Consider the following 23,646-nt stretch of genomic DNA (forward strand, 5'->3'; position numbering starts at 1 on the left):
ATCCAAAAACGTGTCATAACCTCAAATCAAAACCAGTCACACCCCTATAAATTAATAACCGTATCAATTATAAAGGCAGTCCCATGACTTACTCGATTTTTTCTCAAACGCCAAACAATGCGCTAAAAGAGCCGATGTTCTTTGGTCAGCCCGTCAACGTGGCGCGCTATGACCAACAAAAGCACCCAATCTTTGAGCAATTGATTGAAAAGCAGCTATCGTTCTTTTGGCGTCCAGAAGAAGTCGATGTATCACGCGACCGTATCGACTTTAGCAATCTGTCCTCGCATGAGCAGCACATATTTTTGAGCAACCTCAAGTATCAGACCCTACTCGACTCGATCCAAGGTCGTAGTCCAAACGTGGTGCTACTGCCGCTGGTGTCTATCCCTGAGCTTGAGACGTGGATTGAGACATGGTCATTCTCTGAGACCATTCACTCGCGCAGCTATACGCATATCATTCGCAATATCGTCAATGACCCAAATATTATCTTTGATGACATCATGCAAAACGAGCATATCTTAGGCCGTGCCTCTGATATCGCCCAGTATTATGATGAGCTGTATCGCAACTCACAGCTATATAGCCTGTACGGGCCAGGTACGCACAATATCAATGGCGAGCAAGTAACGGTTGATTTAAGATCACTGAAAAAGCAGATGTACCTATGCATCATGGCGGTCAATGTCCTAGAAGCCATTCGTTTCTATGTATCGTTTGCTTGCTCGTTTGCCTTTGCTGAGCGTAAATTGATGGAAGGTAATGCCAAAATCATCAAGCTAATCGCTCGTGATGAAGCGCTGCATTTGACAGGTACTCAGCACATGTTGAACCTGATGCGCAACGGTCGTGACGATCCTGAGATGGTCGAGATTGCCGCAGAGTGCTATGAGGAAAGTATCGAAATCTTCCGCAAAGCTGCTGAGCAAGAAAAAGAATGGGCAGGCTATCTGTTCAAAGATGGCTCGATGATTGGTCTAAACAAAGACATTCTTTGCCAATATATCGAATATATCACTAATTTGCGTATGGAAACCGTCGGCTTGCCAGCGGCGTTCCCGAACTCAAAATCAAACCCAATCCCATGGATCAACACGTGGTTGTCGTCTGACAATGTGCAAGTAGCACCGCAAGAGACTGAGATTAGCTCGTACTTGGTTGGTCAGATTGACTCTGACTTATCAGACAGTGATTTTGATGACTTTGAATTATAAAAGCTGAGTTGTAAGAGCTTTGAGCTAGAAAGACTTTAAATTATAAAAGCTTGGAATGATAAAGGCTTGAGCGGTAGAGATTTTAAGTTATAAAATTTTTACCGCTGTAATCGTCTTATGGGTTAATAGTAGGGATAGCAGTAGCACAGACATATCCCAATAGGATTAACGATGACTTGGGTAATGACCAGTAAAAAGCAGTTCTATCTACATGATGACGAGAGTCTGCTAGATGGACTGCTACGCACCGGACACGAGGTAAACTATCAATGCCGCGAAGGCTACTGTGGTAGTTGCCGAGTCAAGCGTATTGCTAGCTCGCATACGGTCGATTATCCATTTGACCCATTGGCGATGATTGAAGAAGATGAGATCCTGCCCTGCTGTTGCCGTGTGCAAGGTGTCATTTATATCAATCATGACCCGATTGAGAAGTTATAGCAGCGTTACGTATAAATGAACCTAGCCTTTAAAATTTAGAAAAACTAGCTCCAACAAAAAGCGCGCTCCTTTAGATAAGGAACGCGCTTTTTTATGCTATCAGCTAAATGCATGTGCTGTCTCATACACAAATTATGAGTCAGCACATAGTGGTAAGAATAACCTACGACTTACTGCGACGCGGCATCTTGTTCAAACAGTTTCATCAGCTCTTCACGCATACGATCACGCTCTGCCTTTGACATCATCGGTGTTTCTTCATCACCTTGAATGTTTGGCTGCTCCATTCCGCCCATGCTCTCATTTTGTAGTACAACAGGACGCTCAAGTGGTTCTTGTGCTGGACGCTCTTCTAGCGTGATTTTTACCTGGGCGTTTTTACCTTGACGCAATATTTGCGCATCCAGTTCAGTATTTGGTGGCTTACGAGCAACATACTGAATCAAGGTATTGGCATCTGTCATCTCGACATCGTCGATGGTTAGGACGATATCACCGACACGTAGACCGCTTTTCGCCGCTGGACTGTTATCAATGACGTTTAGTACTTCTACACCTGTTGACGTCTCTAGCTGCGTTGGGTCACGTAGCTGTGACTGAATCTCGATACCCAACCAGCCACGACTGACACGGCCGTCTTTAATTAATGCATTCATCACTTGCTCAACCAATGCCGTCGGAATCGCAAAGCCAATACCCATCGAGCCACCAGAGCGCGAGAATATGACGGTGTTGATACCAACTAGCTCACCGTGAGCATCGACCAGTGCGCCGCCTGAGTTACCCGGATTGATCGCCGCATCCGTCTGGATAAAGTCTTCAAACTTATTGACGCCCAGTCCAGTACGACCAGTCGCTGAGATAATCCCCTGTGTCACTGTCTGACCCACACCGAATGGATTACCAATCGCTAGTGCCAAATCACCCACACGAATCGGATCTTCGCGGAAGCCAAGTGGCGTCAGCCCTGTCATATCGACCTTGATCACAGCTAGGTCACTATCAGGATCTGTACCAATGATTCTGGCACGGCTCTTACGACCATCATTGAACGCGACTGTGATTTCATCTGCTTTTTCGATCACATGGGCATTGGTCACGATATAGCCATCTTCTGATACGATCACACCAGAGCCTAAATTGGTATTACCCTGCTCTTGTGATGGGCCACCATGATATTCAAAAAACCGGCGCAGTACGGGATCATCCATATAAGGATGCTCGGTCATGGTTTGTGTCGTATAGATATTGACTACAGACTGCGACGCACGCGCAACTGCATTATGATAAGAAGAGATAGGCGCTGGCGTGTCCGACACTGGTTCTGCTGCTTGCTGTTCCGCAGGCGGGGTTCTCGGCGGCTCCCATGTGGCCTCCGACGTCGATTTCATACTCGTGAACAACCAGATAAACGCTGCCAACACTAGCAGCAATAAGACCCAAGGTAACCATTTTAATAAAGACGCCTTGTTATTGGTGTTCCGGGATGACGACATATAAAACCTCTATAAATTTATTGCAAACAGACAGTGAAAAACGATGTGAGATAATAGCGACCGCTTAGCTAGTCTTGATCCATTCATAGGATGGTCAAATGCTATACAGCTAGGCAGACTCACGTGTATAAATTATAACCGCAATACCAGTAAATAGTAACGTATCGTGTACCATTTCAGTTATCCAGCTTGTCTGCTCGCTTACAACGGCATGTTAAAATAGCTTTTACGATACTCGACACTTAAACATTTCGAGAATTGAACATAAAGCTAGAAGCCCAAAACCAAACACTCTCAAACATGATAGATAATACATAATTTTTGCTTAGTTAATCTATAGCACCTTACGACATACATTTTATTGATGACAGGAAAACATAGTGACTGCAAATCATACGACAGCTGAACCCAATACTCAAAGCATCAGCGCTCAGACATTGACACAGTTCTGTGACGACTACTTATCTACCAGCGCGTTTAAAGACTATGCGCCAAATGGTCTACAAGTCGATGGCGGACGACCGATTCAGCGTATCGTCACTGGTGTCACAGCTTGTGAAGCATTAATTGATGCTGCGATCGCTGACAATGCCGATGCAATTATGGTGCATCATGGATACTTCTGGAAAGGCGAACCTGCTACGCTTACTGGGATGAAAGGTCGACGCGTGCGCAAGTTGATGCAACACAGTATCTCTATGATTGGCTATCATCTACCGCTTGATGCACACCCGATCTCTGGCAATAACGCAAAGCTTGCTGACGTACTCGGCATGACGATCAACGGTGCGCTCTATCCTACCGAGTCCCATCCTGTTGGCAATATTGCTACTTGTACACCGCAAAGTGCTGACGCTCTTATTGCCACCATTACTCAAGCCTTAGGTCGCACGCCATTACATATTTCAGCTGAGTATCATACAGACGCTTCTGCTCAGACAAGTGGTAGGCTGATCAAACGTGTGGGTATATGTACGGGCGGTGCGCAGGATATGATTGAGCAAGCGGCTAGCATGGGCTGTGATGCGTTTATCTCTGGTGAGATATCTGAGCGTACTACGCATAGCGCACGTGAGCTTGGGATTGACTATTTTGCTTGTGGTCATCATGCAACGGAGCGTGGCGGTATTCAAGCGTTAGGAGAGATAGTCGCTCAAAAGTTTGATCTGCCAGTTACCTTTATCAATATCGAAAACCCAGCATAAACTAGCCACTCAAAAGCTCAGTTTAAACGGTTATCATTGATAGAGAAAAATTTGCAGATAAAAACTCGTAGAAAAAATGATAGTTCAAAAGTCAAACTAGACTTGCTAATAGCTATAGTCACATCGTATGCATAAAGTCTAGTTTGACTACTATTTAAACTTTGTTATTCTATTTTTGATTATTATGTACCAAATATCTGTAAAATTAACCGTTTATATCTCAATTGTTAAGTTTTATCGCTTTTTTCTTAACTCCACTTGAATAATGCAATTAGTAACCGCATATTACTACCCGTAAGAAAGAACGTTTTGTCATGAAACTTCCCATTATTACAGCTTCCGGTTATGGCACTAAAATAATGCTGGTAATTGTTTAAGACTTTATCATGCTATATCAACGATAAGATTTTAAACCGCTACCCATTGAAATACTATGTTTGCACTATATATGTTAGCAGCATGGTATTTTTTTATTTTTGGTGTCGCGATGACGGTACGACATAGTCAGTTTGATAGACAGCTATAAACTATCAATTCTGGTTATTTTGCTTACCCTCATCGCTGAACAAACAACTTTAGTAGCCAACTATTCTATTACTAGTAACTTAATATTAGTGATTCAAAGTATAGCCAGCCATCAAAGTTAGCATAGTTAAAACAGATGAATGTATTTGCCTCATTGGCAAAACCTTACATCAATGTTTCAAGCTATGTCTTTGTCTCAATAACTTAATCATGACCTTACCTATGTTTGATATATAGTTGTTTGGCCACTAGCCATATTTAGTTATCGATGAAGGAATCATCTGATTTATATCCTTCGCGTCGTTGTGCGTTCAGTATTTTAAACCAGTACTTATAAACACTGTTTAGAACGTTTTTATGACATATCGATAGCTGGCTGACGACAAACTATCCCACTAACTCTTAGAGAGAGTACGCTAGTGGCGCTATAGTCAAACAAGATAGAGCGGCATTTATCCTATTAAAAATGCCACTCTATTTGAGACACGATATCGATATATGTCAATATTATGCACATATATTTATACGTGTTTTTGCGGTAAGAAGGATGGCTAAAATCAGGAGACATCCATGCAGCGTATTACTTATCGTGTAAAAGTATCTGCGCAAGGGGCCAAACGCCGTATTTCTTATTTACTGCGTCCATCTAAACGCCTACTGAACACCAAAAGTAACATCGTTTCATCCGTTACCCCTATTGCGTCTAATCATTTTGCCAGAACCAAGAAGCTGGCACAAATCTCTAGCATCGCTCTACTCTCGTTGCCCGCTGAGAGTTTGACGACCATGAACACATCGGTACCAGCTTATGACAACGTCATGCTGGAAAACACCTTGACCATTGCTGCGGTACCAGGCGATAGCACTTACTTTGCTACCGATGGCTTCCAACATGGTTTTGGGTTTGATCTGGTGCGCACTTATGCTGACGAGCTCGGTGTCGATATCAATCTAAAAGCCTACGCCAGTGAAGAAGCGGCGCTAAAAGCACTAAGAACCGGCAACGCTGACATGGCGCTGACTACGGCTAGCACCAAGCTAAAAAGTCAGCTGAACCTATCGTCTATCAATGTCAGCTGTGGTTACGATTCTAGTCTGACTAAGAACGGACTACACCCTAAGGTAAGTTGGACGTTTAGCTCATCCAATGACCCACTATCAAGAAAGGCCAGTTACTTTTTGTGCGATAGCATCAAGCTACAAAACACACAGAAACTTGCCGCGTTCTACAATCAAAACTTGCTTAAAGATGCCTATAGTCAGGATCATTTCCAGAGAACGTTGACGGAAAAGTTACCGGACTATCAATCTTCGTTTGAAGAGCAAGCACGCAATTATAATCATGATTGGGAACTATTGGTCGCGATGGGTTATCAAGAGTCACATCTTGATGCCAACGCTGTCTCGCCGACTGGCGTACGCGGGTTGATGATGCTGACCAATAACACTGCGAAAGCGATGGGCGTCTCAGACCGTGTTGATCCTTACCAAAGTATTGGTGGCGGTGCACGCTATCTAGAGCAAGTGAAAGCAGACTTCTCTGACGTGCCAAAAACTGACCGTATCTGGTTTGCCCTTGCAGGTTATAACATGGGTCCCAATGCGGTAAAAAGAATCCAGCGCGAACTACGAGCTCAAGGTATCGATGATAAGAGCTGGGCGAACGTCTATGCCTATTTAGCAGATAATAGAGCGTCGAATAGCCGCTATGGTCAAGCCATGCATTATGTCAGTAATATCAGAAGCTATCTTGAGACTATCAAAACCCAGACTGTCTAATTCGTAGCTATTACTAGACAGTTCGCAAGCTAACTTCTAACAGTAAGTCATTTTTATTGAATAAAAAAAGCTGCTCTTATAAAGAGCAGCTTTTTTGTGCGTTACGATTCATAGTTAATATTAATGACGTCTCGTTTAAACGGTATCCATTAATATTTTATTCATTAGCGATTAGGTACAGTCAGACGCTGACCACGCTGCAACATCGTATCAGCGGCGATATTGTTCATATCAGCCAGCTCTTGCGTCGATACGCCATATTTACGTGCTAGACCAATCAAGCTATCACCCGAGCCAACCGTGTAGCTTACCGTCGCTTTTGGTACTTTAAGCGTTTGGCCGCGTTGTAGTTGTGCATTGGTCGCTAGATCATTGGTCGCCGCCAAATCCTCTACTGAGATGCCAAACTGACGTGCCAAAGCAATCAAACCATCGCCAGATTTAACTTTGTAGCTTTCAGTATTACCTAATTTCGTACCGCTGCTTGCTGAGCTACTACTGTTACTACTAGTAGAGCTACTGCTTTGACTGCTATTAGATGCACTTGCAACACTTCCGCTCGCAGGAATAGTGATAGTACGGCCCAGTATCAGATTCGAATTGGTATTTAAATTATTTGCTGATGCCAAATCACTTAAGCCAATATTGTAACGTTTAGCGACACCCGTCAAGGTATCGCCAGATTTAACTTTGTAGCTGACCGCTTTGTCATTTAACTGACGGTCGACCAACTCCTTAGAAGCAGGTACTTTAATCGTTTGACCACGTTGCAAGCGAGCTTTCGCATCAAAGTTGCTGTTTACCGCAGCAAGTTCCGTTGCACTCACTCCGATGCTGTTCGCAATGCCAATCAGCGTATCACCTGATTTCACTTTGTAATTGGTGGTCGCGACCGAACTTGAGCTGTTACTACTGCTAGCACTTGTCGTACTTGCAGCATCAAAATCAACACTAGCTGGCACTTTAAGCGTCTGGCCAACATATAGCGAACTTGTGCTGTTGATACCGTTGAGACTGGCTAAAGTATCTGTCGACACATTGAATTGACGTGCCAATGCAATTAAGCCGTCCCCTGCTTTTACTTTATAATTCTTGGTCGCAGTGCTTGATTTACTCGGCTTGGTAGAAGGCGCTGCAGGTGTCGTCGCAGGTGCAGTCACTTTACCCGGTATGAGCCATAATTTTTGACCTCTGAGCAGATCAGCACGGCTGCTCAGATTATTATAGCTGGCTAGCTGAGTGACCGATAAGCCAAAGCGATTGGCCGTACCGATAAGCGTATCACCACCTTGTACAACATAACTGTCAGGCTGACTAGCGGTTGCGTTGTTAGCAGTACTCAATGGCTCGATAGTCTTGGCGTCATATAGATATAACGTGCTGCCAGAGAGCAGATTGGCACTAGCATCTATCTGGTTCCATTCTGCGATATCACGCCAGCTAACCCCTGCTCGACTCGCAATGTTCGAGAGCGTATCGCCACGTTTTACCGTATAAGTGGTACGAGTGCCTTGTGGTTTTGGTTTACTTACCGAGGTTTTAGCAAAGCTAAGTTTTTTCTCTGCGCCACTCGCTTCTAAGATAGACTGCTGCGTCTGTACGGCTGATAGATTGATGTTGCCGTCAGCATTGATAACATTGGTCTCAGAGGTATTTCTACGGATTTGATTAGCAATAAAATCACGCTCTTCTTTGCTAAGCGGTGGCTCTTGGACAATCGTATTGTTCTGAGTAATTTGAGCTGAGGTAGTCGGTAGACTGTTACTGCTCTTAAGCTCAGCATTGATTTTGTTGGTCTCTGCGGTAGTCAGTGGTGGCTCTGTACGAGCTGAGGAATTGCCACTGTATACCGAGCTGCTAGTTGGCGTCGCAGATGGTGAGATATAGCTGGTAGTCTGCTGAGGTACACTTGCGCTAGCTGCATAATCAGCCAATGCGCTACCAGTAGATGGCAGAGATGAGGCAGTATATGGTTTATTATTATAGCTTGGCGTAGTCGCTGTCGTACTTGAACTACTTGCGTTATTTGATGCAAGCACGTTACCTGTACCATTACCTCTGAGCCCACTTAATTTGGCATCGGCATTGAGACTGACGTCGTTAGGAATGATGACACGCTGTGGACCTGAAGAGTCAACACGGCCTGATGTCAGTGCAGTATTTAGACGCTCTAGCTCATCGTAGCTAACGCCAGTTAACTGCGATACTTCTGCCAAGCTCACACCATAGTTAACAGGTACACTGCGGAAATGCTGACGGTTAGCGATAGCGGGTAAATACACACCATACTGCTCAGGCTTGGCGACGATTTCAGCTACAGCTAAGAAACGCGGCACATAGTTCATCGTTTCGGTCGGTAATTGAAGCGACCAATAATCTGTTGGCAGTCCGCGCGCTGCGTTGGCATCGATTGCTTTCTGTACACGACCAGGGCCAGCGTTATAAGCAGCCAATGCTAGCTCCCAACTACCGAACTGGTTGTGCAATGCTGTCAAGAAGTCATAGGCAGCACGTGTCGACTCGATAACATCGCGGCGACCATCATAAGTGCTGCTTTGATTCAAGCCATAAATACGGCCCGTACTTGGAATAAACTGCCACAAACCTGCAGCTGCTGCACTACTCGTACCACTTGGATCGTAAGAGCTCTCGATAACTGGTAACAAGGCAAGCTCTGTTGGGATATTGCGACGCTCTGCCTCTCGTACCGTATGATAAATATAACGACTGGCACGTGCAGTTAGACGATTAAGATAATCCTGTCTACTGGTAAACCAGCTTTTTTGACCTTCAATACGCTGATTATAGATTGGCTTACCACCATTCATGCGGTAGCCTGCGCGTAGACGATTCCACAAATCACCATATTGCTGAATAGCAAGCTGGTTACCTTCTACCATGGTCATGTCAGTGGCTTCTAACAAGTCAGCCAACTCATCCAAACTCTCTGCGTCCAAAAACGCAGTTGAGTAGTCTGTACTACCTGTATTAGCCCCTTGACTGGTAGGACTTTTGGTGATAACAGATGAGCTATTGGTCGCACCTTTGTTTTTTACCGCTGATGTATTGCTACACGCACTAATCAGTAAAGTGGATACCGCAAGCGTCAATGGCAACGCAATAAATGAGCGAGAGTGTGATAGCACAGTAGACATGATATTGGAGGTTTCCTAACGACAGAAATTAATAAGATAAAGTTGATGGATAGTATAGTATGCAATGTAAAGCAAAGACTAGCCTAATATAAAAGATAATAATAGACGCTCAAGTAGCCTATAAAACTAAGTAATGACTATTATTATCCAGCTAAGACTTTTTATAGGTCAAAATCGCAGCTAGCTCAATCTGCTATTGTTTATGTTACCTATTATATTTTAAGTCTTGCTTGGTCAATGGCGACTTAATTAATAGCTACCTGTGATACTGCGCGCAAGAGCACTGCATTGCCAGTGGATAAGGTCAAGGTCACACGAGATGTGGTAACAAATGATACTTGCTGACCATTTTTTACCCAGCTTTCATTGGTCGTCACATTGGCTTTGGCTTGTGAACCAGTAATTACCACATTGTCTACCGAAATATCATAGCGATAATTAGACGTATCATTCCAACTGTTTTGAAGCAGCTTTAAGTACGCATCTTTATCTAAACTGGTAGATTTACCTTTTCTAGATAAAGAAATAAGCGCGTCATCTGACACAAGGCGCGATACCTGATTGATACTCTGGCTATTCGCTGATGCTTTCATTGCGGCGGCATAGTTCTGTACCAAATCTTCGGTCATAGTAGCCGCTTGCGCATTGATACTGATGGTGCTGGCTACTGCTACGATTGCAGTGATGCTGGCGCTTTTCACCAATAGAGCTAATAGCCTATTTCCCAATAATTTTTTCATGATAATCCTTAGCGATATTTTTTTCGTTAGTGTCATATAGTGACGATTAACGCTCTTTTATCATTTATTTTGGCAGTGTATCTGTATAAGTATACTCATATCATATGCCGAGCCTATCATCAAATTCTCACAGCCATGTGACACCCTGTGTAATTATTGCGAATAGAAACACAGGATATCAAATCAAATGTTCTTAACATTTTATGCTGTAAATCCTAGCTCAAACGGTTAGATGCTTCGTGGCTCTAGCTTGATAGTCAGCCCATAATGAGCTGACCATTGTTAAACCATCAATACTTATGGTTAAACTGTCAACGTTATAGTTTGGCTTCATGAAGGCATAGTTAAGGCTTCGTTAGGACTTAGGTTCGTTGTTATTATCTTCATACTGCTCATCATCACTGAGCTTCATACCCAAACGCTCTACCCGTCTGTCCATCATCTGACGAGCCAAGGCTTGCATGTCTTCGACGCGGTCTATTTCATCAACAATCTCAAGACCTAACAATGTCTCAAATACATCTTCTAACGTGACAAGTCCTTTAACTTCACCATATTCACCGACTGTAATCGCAATATGAATACGATTTTTTAGCATCAACTCTAACAAATCAAACAGCTTCATTTTAGAGAAAACAAAAGTGATATCACGCTGAAATTGCGTCAACGGCTTATGCATAGCATGATTGACTTTAGCCAATAGCATGTCCGTTTTTAGGACAAAGCCTGTAATGTTATCCAAGTCACCATCATAGATTGGCAAGCGAGAAAACGTTAGCTTTGGACGATCAACTAATAGCTCAGCAACAGTTTTATTTTCTTCGAATGCAAGCATCACTGACCGCGGGGTCATGATGTCTTCGACTTTAATGGCGCCAAACGCGAGCAAGTTACGAATGATACGCGATTCAAGTGGGTCAATTTGTCCTGACTCTTCACCGATACTAGCAAGAGCAGCAAATTCGCGGCGGCTAAATGTTTGCGGTTCTTTACCACGTACCAATAGTTTTGTCAGACGCTCTGAGAACCAAATTAACGGATATAGCAGCATGATGATACCACGAACGAAATAAGCAACCAGACCGCTTAGTTGACGCCAGTAAACTGTACCCAAAGTTTTTGGGATAATCTCAGATAAGAACAAGATAGCAAGCGTCATGAGGGCAGAAAACAGACCAAACCACGCACTACCAAATACAATCGTAGCCTGTGCACCCGCACCGATAGAGCCAAGTGTATGGGCAACGGTATTTAACGTTAAAATAGCGGCTAGTGACTGGTCAATATTGTCCACTTTGAGACTTTTAAGCATTTCTGCTTTTTTGGGACTGGTCTCTTGCACATCTGCAATAAACGATGGCGTCATGCTTAGCAAAACAGACTCTGCTAATGAACAGACAAAAGAGACACCAATAGCGAGTAAGACAAAAAATATCAATAAAGAAACGCTAAGCGCAGTTGGTGCTGCCGCCTCGCTGGATGTTGATACAACACCAGCTGCCCACACTGCCTGCGGTAGCATAAGTATTGCTAATGCAAATAGTGCTGAAAAAGAAGTATAACCAAATCGAGAACTAGTAGTCATTCTCGGGGGAGGTTCTGCAGATGCGTCTTTACGATGAGCGCGCGGACGACATAAACGAGGTACAAACATAAAAGTGGTGAACAAGTTAGGTAACCTAAAAAGAGTAAAAGGAAGATAATGTCATGAGCAATTTATATTGATTTTCAGATTATCTTTAACAAAGTAATAAAAGATATCTGTCTATCGTATAAATAGTTACTCAAAGCTGATTTAATCGCTATTTCAAAGCCATACTATGCTTTAAAAATCCGTAATATGGTTCAATATATAGCATACTAAATACAGGCAATCATTGCCATTTGATAGTAGCATTGATGATACCATTTCACAATAAGTCACCATTTTTAAGTTTTTGTTTTTTGATGACTTTTATTGCCCTACTATTAACGGTTGTATGACGACATCTTTACTAGCCAATTCATGACAGCTATTTAGCCTGAGGCTTTATATAAGTTATCTGAATATAGTAAAAACATTGTTGTCCTACCCGTTGGCTGATAGTATGCCTTACGCTAAGAAAAACACGCTCAGCCTATGATTAACAGTTACCAAGTCTGGGATTTTTTGTTACTATGCGTCTAATTTTATTATTGTCTATGACTTACTGAGAGATATTATGAGCTTATTTATTCAAGCTGCCCATGCTGCACCAGAGACTGCAGGTGCTGCAGGTCTATTCGGTCAGATTTTACTGCCTGTTGCGTTTTTTGCGATTTTTTACTTCTTGGTCATTCGCCCGCAGTCTAAGCGTACCAAAGAGCACCGTGCCATGGTTAACGCATTAACCGTTGGTAGTGAAATCATTTTTGCTGGTGGTTTAATGGGTCGTATCAAAGCAATCGAAGGCGACTATGCCGTTGTGAGCCTAAACAACAATACTGACGTGAAAGTACAACGTGCTTCTGTTATTTCAGTATTACCTGCTGGCACGATCGAAAGCGTTTAATTAGAATGTTCACTAGCTTTTATTAGTGAACATTTATTAGTGAACATTCAATAGTCGTCACATTAATGAATGTAATGACTAAAAAATGACCGTATATGATTTACGGTCATTTTTCGCTATTAACACAGTAAGGTAAAATTGCTATATAAATTAGGCTTACTGTTTAGATGTCCTATCTTTATCCAAGTCTGCCATATAATTTTTGGTGACCAGATAAACAGACATCTGTATTATTTGCTTTACTGTTTTATGCGTTACTATCATCGCGGATGATCGCAATGGTGCATGATGACGGCTGCTGAACATAGCACTCGACCGTTGCTATCGCTAACTTCCCATCTGCTAACTTGTGGCCTACGTCGCCAGTCGTTTATCAACTTAAAGAAGTGATTATGCAATATCCCGCTTGGAAATACTTACTAATTGCCGTCGTGCTACTCGTTGCCGGTCTATATGCTGCCCCCAACCTTTACCCTGACGAACCTGCTGTGCAGATTACGAGCGCAGCCGCAGGAACTCAGCTATCTGAAGGCATCTTAACTGAGTCTCAAAGCTTACTCGAAGAGGCAGGTCTAGATAACCACGATGGTACGTTTGAGGGCAACAGCGCGCTGGTACGCCTCAATAACCCAGTCGATCAGCTAAAAGCGCAAGAAGTGCTACGTCAAAACTTGGGCGAAGACTATGTCGTTGCCCTTAACCTAGCACAGACTACTCCGCAGTGGCTACGCGATATTGGTGCAAGACCGATGAAGCTTGGTCTCGATTTGCGTGGTGGTGTACGCTTTGTACTCGAAGTCGATATGGACAAAGCGCTTGAACAGCGTTTGACCAGTGCCAGTCGTGATATGCGACGTGAGCTACGTGCTGAGCGAGTAGCAATCAAAGGTATCAAGACCGAAGATCGAGGCGTGGTATTGCATTTTGCCGATACTGACACTCGTAACCGTGCCCAAAACGTATTACAAGGCTCGATGAGCAATACGTTTAACTTGCAGTCTTCTATTGATGATCAAGGTCCTGCATTGGTCTTATCGTATAACGATGCGACACTTGACGAAATCAATAGCTACGCGGTCAATCAGAACTTGACGACTCTACGTAATCGTATCGCTGAGCTGGGTGTTACCGAAGCTTTGGTACAGTCGCAAGGCGCTAGCCGTATCGTCGTTGAGCTACCTGGTGTACAAGATACTGCTGAAGCCAAACGTGTACTTGGTCGTACTGCAAACCTTGAGTTCCGTATGGTGGCAGAAGATGCTGATACCTATACTGGCGGCATACCTCCAGCAGGTACAGAGGCATTCCCATTCGAAACACTCGATGGTCCTCCTGTATTGTTAGATCGTCAAGCGATCGTCACCGGGGACAAAGTAACCAACGCGCAAACTGGCTTGGATGAAAGTGGTTTACCTGAAGTAAGTATTACCTTGGACAGTGCGGGCGGCAAGCTCATGCAGAACGCCACACGTACAGCGGTTGGTCAACAGATGGCTGTATTGTTCATTGAAAACAAACAAAGAATCACTTACGAAGAAGATCCAGCGACCGGTGAGACAACTGAAGTACGCACACCTTACGCTGAAACCAAAGTCATCAACCGCGCCAACATTCAAGCGGTATTAGGTTCATCATTCCGTATTACTGGTCTAGACAGTAGTGCTGAAGCAGCTGAGCTTGCGCTATTGCTACGTTCAGGCGCACTTGCTGCACCGATGTATTTCGTAGAAGAGCGCACTATTGGTCCATCACTCGGTCAAGAAAACATTGATAAAGGATTGTTCTCTACGCAGGTCGGCTATCTATTAGTCTTCGCGTTTATGATTATCTTCTATCGTCTGTTTGGTGTGATTGCCAACGTTGCGCTAGCCGTTAACGTTATTATTATCATTGCGATTATGTCAATTTTGGGTTCATCACTTACCCTACCTGGTATCGCAGGTATTGTTTTGACCATCGGTATGGCGGTTGATGCCAACGTACTGATTTTTGAGCGAATACGAGAAGAGATTGCCAATGGCGTCCGGCCAAAATCAGCCATCGTGGCAGGTTTCGATCGCGCATTTAGCAGTATTTTTGATGCCAACATTACAACCTTATTGGTCGCGTTTATCCTATTTGCGATTGGTACTGGTCCGATTAAAGGCTTTGCGATTACGTTAGCTATTGGTATTGTCAGCTCGCTATTCACTGCAATCTTGGTGACACGTGCACTGGTACAAATTGCTTATGGTAAGCGTAAATCCATCAAAAGTCTGAGCATCGGTTAGGAGAATATTATGGCGATCGATAATAACAACCCTTTAGAACAGCAGAATAATCCTGATCGAAATGGCTCAAACGGTGACATGACCAATGCAAGTACGCGTCGCCGTAACAAACCGCGTCGTGATGGTAAAGGTAGCAATACTAAAACCAATAACCCTACTACCGCAAAGTCAGGAAAAAGCCCTAGTCGTCGCGGCGGTAAAGGTCAAAATGCCAAAGACAGTCAAGCACTGTCTACCGCTGTTGATTCTGACGTAATATCAGGTGACGCCGCTGATGATGCCGCAGCTGTCGCTGAAGGTGGGATCAAAGCGGTTGGCAACCAGCGTATCATTCCATTTATGAAGATAGAAAAGCCAATGGCACTACTATCTTTATTTATGGTGATCGGTAGTATCATTGCTATCGCGGTAAATGGTCTGAACTTAGGATTAGACTTTACTGGTGGTGTCTCTGCTGATGTACGCTATGAGCAGCCTGTTGAGCAAGTTGCTGTTGTACAAGCACTGGCAGACAATGGCTTCGATGATGCGGTTGTACAGTACCTAGGTACGCGTGAAGAGCTACTCGTACGCCTACCCCCTCAGTCTGATAACGTCGATGGGCTAAGCGCAAATCTGACGCAAGCACTGGCATTACCTAGCAATACCGCTACGATTAGCAACGTGAATATCATTGGTAGCCAAGTTGGTAATGAGGTTTATCTAAACTCAGTCATGGCATTGGTGTTGGCACTGGTTTGTATGCTTGGCTATGTTGCCCTACGCTTCCAGTTCAAACTGTCTCTAGGTGCTGTACTATCACTGTTCCATGATGCTGTCGTAACCATCGGTGTATTTGCGCTATTCGGCTTCCCGTTTGACTTAACAGTATTGGCTGCGGTATTGGCATTGATTGGTTATTCATTGAACGATACCATCGTTGTGTATGACCGTATTCGTGAAAACTTCCGCCGTGTTCGTGGTATTACGCCAGAACAGACGATTGATTTGTCATTGACCGAGACGCTACGTCGTACGATTATGACCATCTCAACTGTTCTATTGGTCGTATTAGCTATGCTCTTCTTGGGCGGTGATGGGTTATACTGGTTCTCAGTAGCTCTATTCATTGGTTTGCTTGCGGGTACTTACTCATCGACTTATATCGCCAGCTCGATTCCGCTGCGCATGGGTTTGTCGCGTGATGACTTTATCGTAAAAGTAAAACCAGAGTTTGAAGAAGAAATCGTTACTTTCAATGATCCAAAAATGTTTGAGCAAGACAACGTTTAGTAAGGTATATTAGATAGATTGATACGGTGAACTAGCGTGTCATCACACTTTATATAATTACTGAGTGCACAGCTACAATGTTTAAATAAGAGCACCTGACTCATGAATAATGAGTCTAGGTGCTTTTGTCTTTATAGCTATTTTGTCCCTCATATTAGATGTATTGCCTTACGAGTCTATTATCATTTAACGAACACACCTCTTTATCGTTCACGTATAAACGAGTCACCCATGTCAGCTAATTCCGCAACTTCTCACGCGATGCCACCTATTGACACAAGCTATAAGCGTATTGTCGCGATTGCATTGCCTGTGCTACTGGCCAATTTGGCTATGCCATTGCAGAGCGTTATTGATACGGCCATTGTCGGCAATATGAATGACACGGCGAAACTTGCTGGTATGGGTCTAGCCATACAGTTGCTGTCGCTATTGCTTGTTAGCTTTAACTTTTTGCAGTATGCATCATCTGGGCTTGCTGCGCAGGCATTGGGACAGCTGGCTAATAATACTAGCAATACATCGGCCGTATCAGTGCCCACGCCTTTGCTGTCTATCTTACAACGCGCGTTACTATTGGCGTTTGTTATTGGAGCAATATTACTACTCGCAAAGCCATGGCTGATTGATTTTGGCTTACAAGCCCTATCAGCAAATCCTGAAAGTGGACGCGCGGCGAAAACCTATTTAGACGTACGCTTTTGGGGCGTGATTGCGGAGCTGATGAATTTTGCATTTATCGGTTGGTTTGCAGGACAAGGTAAGACCCGTTATATGCTGTATCAGCAAGGCTTTATTGCCGTACTTAATATTGTACTGACTCTGTTTTTTGTATTTGCAATGCAAATGGGATTGGCTGGTGTTGCACTGGGAACGACTATTGCATTTTGGTTTGGAATACTGATGGCATTATGGTTGAGCCGCCAACATCTAAAAATATCGTGGCCTGTATTGTTCAAAGCAGATCGACAGTATTTTACAAAAGAAAAAATGCTTAGGCTATTTTCTTTAAACAAAGATATCTTTGTACGTACCCTTATTTTAACGCTAAGCTTTGCTTGGATTACTCGACTGTCTGCGCAAAGCGGTGATGTCATACTGGCTGCTAATGCTATTTTATTGCAAGTATTAAGCATATCTGCCTTCGCTCTGGACGGCGTCGCTGTCTCTGCTGAAACGCTAAGTGGACAAGCTGCAGGGCGACGTGATTGGCCACGTTTTCGTATTATCATAAAGCGTACAGGCATAGTTAGCTATGGCCTTGCTATTATGTTGAGCGCCATTTGGTGGCTTTCGATGCCTACGTATTTGGGATTTATGACCAATATTGAGTCAGTGTTTACCCTTGCCTATGATTACCATTTATATGCTGTATTATTGCCTCTTGTCGGCGTTGGTGCCTATTGGCTAGATGGGATATTTTTTGGCTTGACGGCTGGTAGCGTGATCCGTAATGCGGCGCTGATACTGGCTGCGATTTTCTTCCCTTTGAGCTGGTTGCTCTATCAGCAATGGGATATGACAGGTATTTGGCTTAGCGTGTGGTGTCTATTATTATTGAGACTAGTCATCCTAGGTGGGTTTTTGTACCGTGCTAATCAGACTGGCAGTTATGAGAAACTACAACCTGAAGCTTAGTTGATTTTATATCGTGTTTGCTCTATCAATTTTCGATAGAACGTTTTCATTACGCTCGTTTTTCACTTTTTAATTTTGCAGCAATACCGTTTGAATCAATAGTTTTTATATAGATAGATTTATAAAAATATCATAAGAAAAATTTAGGATGTCATGTGAATACTCATTCGAATGAACTAAGCCATCAACATGAAAACCGCTACCACTGGGCTGAAGGCTTTAAGAAAAGCTTGCCAGTTGCTATGGGATATCTGCCTGCCGGTATTGCCTTTGGTGTACTCGCACAGGTAGCAGGTATCCCGATATGGGCAACGATTATGCTCAGTATCGTTCTCTATGCTGGTGCAGCTCAGTATGCTTGTCTGCCTATGCTGAGCGCTGGCCTACCGATTGGTAATATCGCCACCAATATTGCCGCGATTAATCTACGCCACGTATTCTATGGTATGCCGTTATTACAGTATTTACCGAAAAATAAGCTGGCCAAGACGTATTGTCTGTTCGCTTTGACTGATGAGACTTTTTCGATCATGACTAGCTTACCAAATGAGTCACGACAAGCGCTGATACTTCCTATCAGCCTATTTAACCAAAGCTGGTGGGTACTGGCGAGTACGGTTGGCGTCATGATTGGCAGTACGCTCAGTGATTTGGTGCCAAATTTAGATTTTGCTTTGGTTTGTCTGTTTGCAATTCTCGCGTATGAGCAATTTCAAAGTATCAAACGCTACTTCCCAATTGGTATTGCCGTGCTTGGCTTAATCATTGCTTCACTATTTACCAGTGACTGGTTGCTACTAGTAGCCATCACTATCTGTATGTTTATGATTTTGGTACGTGGGTTTTGGATAGAGCGTCAAAAGACGGGAGACTCTTATGACCAGTAGTTATCTTATTTTTGCTACGCTTGCCATGGCAGCAGTGACCTTTATCACTCGTGCGCTACCCGCACTGATACCTAGAAAGCTGCTCGATACACCTTGGCTACATCGATTAAATGAGAGTTTGCCATTATCAGTGATGGTGCTGCTTATTTTGACTAGCCTCTCCTATCAAGACATATCGACGACTGTTGCTTTCAGCGATACCGAATTACATCTATTAATGGCACAAGTCGGTGCACTTATTTTGGTATTGTTTATCTATCATATCAGCCGTCAGCTTTTGGTCAGTATGGTTGTCGGTATAGCAGCAATCAATGGTCTGTTTTGGCTATTTAGCAGTTTCTTAGGCTAAAAATTCCGCCCACTTATATAAACGTCAGTACCCTTAGCGATATTTTAAACATAAAAAAGCTAGATTCTATTTAGAATCTAGCTTTTTGTTATCTGAAAACAATGGCTTTAGTACGACTTAAAGCTCTTCTACGCCCATCATATCAACTGGGGTATCAGCCACTATTTGTACGCCTTTTTTACCAGTCTTGGCAGTATCGTTACGCTGCTCTTGCAGGTGATCAAGATACGCTTCATTGATCTGACCAGTGATGTAACAGCCGTTAAATACCGCACAATCAAAACCTTCCACTCGGCTGTGTTTGGTATCTTTTACTGCGTCGATCAAATCATCCAAATCTTGGAAGATCAAACGATCGGCGCCGATGATATCACGTACTTCTTCAACGCTATTACCCGAAGCAATAAGCTCGCTACGTACGGGCATATCAATACCGTATACGTTTGGAAATTTCACTGGTGGCGCAGCACTGGCAAAAAACACCTTATTAGCACCAGCATCTCGTGCCATTTGAATAATTTCATGACAGGTCGTACCACGAACGATAGAATCATCAACCAACAATACGTTTTTGCCTTTGAACTCTAGTGGCACAGCGCTCAGCTTTTGGCGAACTGATTTTTTACGCTGCTGCTGACCTGGCATAATAAATGTACGACCGATGTAGCGGTTTTTCATAAACCCTTCACGGTACTTGACGTTCATTTTTAGTGCCAGCTCCATCGCTGAAGTACGCGAGGTATCTGGAATTGGAATGACCACATCGATATCGTGATCATCACCCCATTCAGCAAGGATTTTGTCTGCCAGTTTTTCACCCATACGTAGGCGTGATTTGTAAACTGAGATATTGTCCATAATCGAATCTGGACGAGCAAAATAAACATACTCAAAGATACAAGGCGTGTATTCTTTTTGCTCTACGCACTGATGCGTATGCAGCTTATGGTTTAAATCGATAAAGATTGCTTCGCCTGGTTTTACATCACGAACGATAGTAAAGCCAGAACCTGTCAATGCAACTGATTCAGAGGCAACCATATACTCAGTGCCGCCATTCGGTGCCATACGCTTACCAAAGATAAGTGGACGGATACCATTTGGATCGCGGAACGCCAGTAAGCCATGACCCGTGATTAAAGCGACAACGCCATAAGCACCTTCACAGCGTTTATAGACGGCTTTTACTGCTTCAAAAATATCATCAGCCGTTGGATGTGTTTTGCCTAGATTCTGCATCTCATGTGCCAGTACGTTTAACAGTACTTCAGAATCTGAGTCAGTATTAAGGTGGCGACGATCTTCGATGTACAAAGATTTGGCCAAACTCTCAGCATTGGTCAGGTTACCATTGTGCGCAAGGGTAATACCATACGGTGAGTTGACATAAAATGGCTGCGCTTCAGCGCTGCTAGAAGTACCAGCTGTCGGGTAACGAACGTGACCGATACCGAACTTACCAACCAGCTTCATCATATGACGATTCATAAATACGTCACGTACCATACCATTTTCTTTACGTAGATAGAGTCGCCCATCTTGCAAAGTGACAATACCTGCTGCATCTTGCCCGCGATGCTGTAGCATCGTCAAACCGTCATAAAGAATCTGATTGACTGGTTCGTGAGCTGCAACTCCAATGACTCCACACATAATAGCTATATCCTATTTTGACTCATACATTAGTACGACAATAACGGCAAACTTAACGACAGTATATTGCTAAAATAATTCACTGTCGCACGCCGCTAACCTGATGATATTGTAAGAAACTTAACGAGATTTTTCGATAATCTGTTTTTGATTATCAGTGACACGTGCAAAAATTCAGAAGTATAAAAAGAAGTAAAATAATAGACAGTTAGATAAAATAATAGGCAATTAAACCATTATGACTGATTGACCTGATCCCAAGCCATGCCTAATACGTCCGATACTAACGCCTTACCCATCGGTGCATATGGCATTAGCTCTGGCGCTAGTACGGAGGTTTGCCACTGCGGCATCTGTACTAGCAATGGCGCACTGACGCTCAGTACAACCAAGACCATCAATACGTTTTTGGCAGCACCCAGTACGCCGCCCGCCATTTTATCCAAGACGCCCAAACGTAAGGTTTTGAGCACGCCTGAGAACACGAAAGCCATCAGATGCATGACTGCCAATATGGCAATCACTACCAATAGAAAGGCCATGGCCATCTGTAGTACAGGGTTTTGTACGATACCCGTTAATTGGGGCGACACTACTCCTGCCAGCCTAGTAGCAGCGATAAGAGCGATAAACCAACCTACCAAGCCTATTGCTGTTTTAATCAGTCCTACTTGAAAGCCGCGCCATAAGCCAATCAAGACAACGATAGCAATCACAATATCTAAACCACTCATGCTTTACGCCTTATCACCTTATTTATTGGATTAGCTTTCCATGGCATCGTAATAGCCACCGATTGCCTGAATGCAAGACTGCACCAGTCCAGGCCCACGATAAATAAGCCCTGTGTAGAGCTGTACCATGTCTGCGCCTGCTTCGATTTTTTTGACGGCTTTGGCACCACTATCGATACCGCCTACGCCTATCAAAGCGACTTTACCATCTAACTGATCAGAGAACTGTTGCAAAATCTGAGTACTAATATGACTCACAGGACGACCTGATAGACCACCCATTTGGTCGCCATCACGCAAGTCTTCGACACCCACGCGGCTTAATGTCGTATTAGTAGCAATCAAACCATCAATTTCAAAGTCTATTAATTGCTGCGAGATATAATCAACTTGTAGTGGCTCTAAATCTGGAGCAACCTTAAGCACTAATGGGACATAAAAACCATATTCAGTAGCCAACTGACTGTGACGGTTTTTAATCGTATCCATCAACTGAGTTAGTGCTTCACCACTTTGCAAATCACGTAAGTTTTTGGTGTTTGGCGATGAGATGTTGACCGTAATGTATGAGGCATGCGGATACACACGCTCTAAGCAATACACATAATCATCGGCGGCTTGCTCTACCGGCGTATCGGCATTTTTACCAATATTGATACCGATATTGCCTTTGTATTTGCAGCGTTTAACATTCTCGATTAGATAATCAACGCCTTCATTGTTAAAGCCCATACGATTGATAATTGCGTCTGCTTGCTTGATTCTAAACAGCCTTGGCTTGTCGTTGCCTGCTTGCGGTCTTGGCGTGACGGTTCCTACTTCTATAAAACCAAATCCTAACTCAGCCAGCGCGTCAATATAATCGCCGTTTTTGTCCAAGCCTGCTGCCAGACCAACTGGGTTAGAGAACTGCAAACCCATACAGTCTGTTGGTTGCATTGACTGACCATACGCCAAGCCTAAAACACGCGCTTTATGCGCTTTATCCAATAAAGATAGTGTCATCTCATGGGCGTGTTCGGGATCCATATTAAACAAAAAAGGACGAAGTAAGGCATAAGACATAGTGATGGCAGACCCTGCTTGGAAGAAATAGTGAATAAAAAATGCGAATGAAATCGGGCGCAGCGATTATATCAGCTTAACAGAAATAAGAGCAAAGTTTCAGTCGCTAAATTTCTACATTTAAGCAGTAACCAATACTGATGAATCTCTCCTACATAACGATGAATTGTCGTTTTCTAAGCTAAAAACATAGTACAAAGGTACTCTTAGACATCTAAGGTACTGGACGCCCATCAGTCAACGCAATCCAACCACGTATAATGCGATATAAATGCCAGATAAAGGTGAAAGTCATAATCAGTAAACCAAGCCCGGCCAATAATATTGAACCAATAGCAATATTGCCACTATCCGCTAGTACGCTAACGCCAAAGCCGCCTAGTGCAAAGGTAATCAAAATAATGCCAATGACGAACCAAACGATACTGTACCAAAAGGTCTTGATTTGCCAATCGAAATGCGTGGCTAACCATGACCCATTAGCATCATGGCGCTTGGCATAGTTCATGACGATCGGCACAATCCACAATAGACCTGCAGTAAAGTAGCTGATCACATATAAGAAATAAGTGATATGGTTATAAGTAATTAAAGAACGGCGCTTATCGTTGCTCATACTGTCCCGCATTATGTGAGGTTTTCCTTACTGGTAATATTTTTGTTTAATAGTCATATGATTAACTATTTAA

Annotated in this window: 18 protein-coding genes; 10 read left to right on the forward strand and 8 right to left on the reverse strand. The window is 43.4% G+C overall.

Going from position 1 to position 23,646, the window contains the following annotated elements; all coding sequences use genetic code 11:
• The first annotated feature begins 83 nt into the window (after nucleotides 1-83).
• Nucleotides 84-1,217: a class Ia ribonucleoside-diphosphate reductase subunit beta gene (gene nrdB, locus ACTXGF_RS22145; protein ID WP_057759544.1), complete on the forward strand. Its 1,134-nt coding sequence runs from the start codon at nucleotides 84-86 to the stop codon at nucleotides 1,215-1,217.
• Nucleotides 1,218-1,388: 171 nt separating this feature from the next.
• Complete coding sequence (gene yfaE, locus ACTXGF_RS22150) at nucleotides 1,389-1,658, forward strand: class I ribonucleotide reductase maintenance protein YfaE (RefSeq protein WP_101205363.1); 270 nt, start codon at nucleotides 1,389-1,391, stop codon at nucleotides 1,656-1,658.
• A 170-nt stretch (nucleotides 1,659-1,828) separates the two neighbouring features.
• On the opposite strand, the gene ACTXGF_RS22155 is transcribed toward yfaE, so the two are convergent.
• On the reverse strand, nucleotides 1,829-3,154 hold the full coding sequence (locus tag ACTXGF_RS22155) for a S1C family serine protease (protein ID WP_201566687.1): 1,326 nt from the start codon (nucleotides 3,152-3,154) through the stop codon (nucleotides 1,829-1,831).
• A 380-nt stretch (nucleotides 3,155-3,534) separates the two neighbouring features.
• On the opposite strand from ACTXGF_RS22155, the gene ACTXGF_RS22160 reads away from it, so the two are divergent.
• Together ACTXGF_RS22160 and ACTXGF_RS22165 are read left to right on the forward strand one after the other, a co-directional pair.
• Entirely contained in the window at nucleotides 3,535-4,359 is an 825-nt protein-coding gene (locus ACTXGF_RS22160) for a Nif3-like dinuclear metal center hexameric protein (RefSeq protein WP_443532753.1), read from the forward strand.
• Nucleotides 4,360-5,454: 1,095 nt separating this feature from the next.
• A complete protein-coding gene (locus ACTXGF_RS22165; RefSeq protein WP_160020845.1) occupies nucleotides 5,455-6,663 on the forward strand; it encodes a transglycosylase SLT domain-containing protein in 1,209 nt (402 codons plus the stop codon).
• A gap of 164 nt (nucleotides 6,664-6,827) precedes the next feature.
• Here ACTXGF_RS22165 and ACTXGF_RS22170 read toward each other — a convergent pair whose 3' ends face one another.
• The 3 genes from ACTXGF_RS22170 to ACTXGF_RS22180 all read right to left on the reverse strand — a co-directional run bounded on the left by ACTXGF_RS22170 (nucleotide 6,828) and on the right by ACTXGF_RS22180 (nucleotide 12,212).
• Entirely contained in the window at nucleotides 6,828-9,818 is a 2,991-nt protein-coding gene (locus ACTXGF_RS22170) for a LysM peptidoglycan-binding domain-containing protein (RefSeq protein WP_443532752.1), read from the reverse strand.
• A 245-nt stretch (nucleotides 9,819-10,063) separates the two neighbouring features.
• Nucleotides 10,064-10,558 carry a hypothetical protein gene (locus ACTXGF_RS22175; protein WP_101205368.1) on the reverse strand — a complete coding sequence of 165 codons (495 nt, stop codon included), beginning with the start codon at nucleotides 10,556-10,558 and terminating at the stop codon, nucleotides 10,064-10,066.
• A gap of 355 nt (nucleotides 10,559-10,913) precedes the next feature.
• Nucleotides 10,914-12,212, reverse strand: coding sequence for a CNNM domain-containing protein (locus tag ACTXGF_RS22180; protein ID WP_443532943.1), 1,299 nt, complete (start codon nucleotides 12,210-12,212; stop codon nucleotides 10,914-10,916).
• Nucleotides 12,213-12,759: 547 nt separating this feature from the next.
• Here ACTXGF_RS22180 and yajC point away from each other — a divergent pair.
• The 6 genes from yajC to ACTXGF_RS22210 all read left to right on the forward strand — a co-directional run bounded on the left by yajC (nucleotide 12,760) and on the right by ACTXGF_RS22210 (nucleotide 19,505).
• Nucleotides 12,760-13,089 (forward strand): preprotein translocase subunit YajC, encoded by a 330-nt coding sequence (gene yajC, locus ACTXGF_RS22185; protein ID WP_057759529.1) that lies wholly within the window; start codon nucleotides 12,760-12,762, stop codon nucleotides 13,087-13,089.
• Nucleotides 13,090-13,481: 392 nt separating this feature from the next.
• Nucleotides 13,482-15,359, forward strand: coding sequence for a protein translocase subunit SecD (secD, locus tag ACTXGF_RS22190; protein ID WP_101205370.1), 1,878 nt, complete (start codon nucleotides 13,482-13,484; stop codon nucleotides 15,357-15,359).
• 9 nt (nucleotides 15,360-15,368) lie between these two features.
• Nucleotides 15,369-16,631, forward strand: a complete 1,263-nt coding sequence (gene secF, locus ACTXGF_RS22195; protein WP_443532749.1) for a protein translocase subunit SecF — start codon at nucleotides 15,369-15,371, stop codon at nucleotides 16,629-16,631.
• Between the two features lie 231 nt (nucleotides 16,632-16,862).
• On the forward strand, nucleotides 16,863-18,269 hold the full coding sequence (locus ACTXGF_RS22200) for an MATE family efflux transporter (protein ID WP_443532747.1): 1,407 nt from the start codon (nucleotides 16,863-16,865) through the stop codon (nucleotides 18,267-18,269).
• Between the two features lie 155 nt (nucleotides 18,270-18,424).
• A complete protein-coding gene (locus ACTXGF_RS22205) occupies nucleotides 18,425-19,156 on the forward strand; it encodes an AzlC family ABC transporter permease (RefSeq protein ID WP_443532746.1) in 732 nt (243 codons plus the stop codon).
• Nucleotides 19,146-19,505, forward strand: coding sequence for a branched-chain amino acid transport AzlD family protein (locus tag ACTXGF_RS22210; RefSeq protein WP_160020849.1), 360 nt, complete (start codon nucleotides 19,146-19,148; stop codon nucleotides 19,503-19,505). Before ACTXGF_RS22205 ends, ACTXGF_RS22210 begins: the two co-directional genes overlap by 11 nt.
• 117 nt (nucleotides 19,506-19,622) lie before the next feature.
• Here the strand turns inward: ACTXGF_RS22210 and purF are convergent, their stop codons facing one another.
• The 4 genes from purF to ACTXGF_RS22230 form a co-directional block, all read right to left on the reverse strand.
• On the reverse strand, nucleotides 19,623-21,158 hold the full coding sequence (gene purF, locus ACTXGF_RS22215) for an amidophosphoribosyltransferase (RefSeq protein WP_102094783.1): 1,536 nt from the start codon (nucleotides 21,156-21,158) through the stop codon (nucleotides 19,623-19,625).
• A gap of 236 nt (nucleotides 21,159-21,394) precedes the next feature.
• Nucleotides 21,395-21,892, reverse strand: coding sequence for a CvpA family protein (locus tag ACTXGF_RS22220; RefSeq protein ID WP_102090972.1), 498 nt, complete (start codon nucleotides 21,890-21,892; stop codon nucleotides 21,395-21,397).
• A 30-nt stretch (nucleotides 21,893-21,922) separates the two neighbouring features.
• Entirely contained in the window at nucleotides 21,923-22,957 is a 1,035-nt protein-coding gene (locus ACTXGF_RS22225; protein WP_443532744.1) for a quinone-dependent dihydroorotate dehydrogenase, read from the reverse strand.
• A 214-nt stretch (nucleotides 22,958-23,171) separates the two neighbouring features.
• Nucleotides 23,172-23,573, reverse strand: coding sequence for a DUF4870 family protein (locus ACTXGF_RS22230; RefSeq protein ID WP_227526596.1), 402 nt, complete (start codon nucleotides 23,571-23,573; stop codon nucleotides 23,172-23,174).
• Nucleotides 23,574-23,646 lie beyond the last annotated feature (73 nt).

Source organism: Psychrobacter sp. 1Y6 (genome assembly GCF_052258385.2).
GTDB lineage: Bacteria > Pseudomonadota > Gammaproteobacteria > Pseudomonadales > Moraxellaceae > Psychrobacter.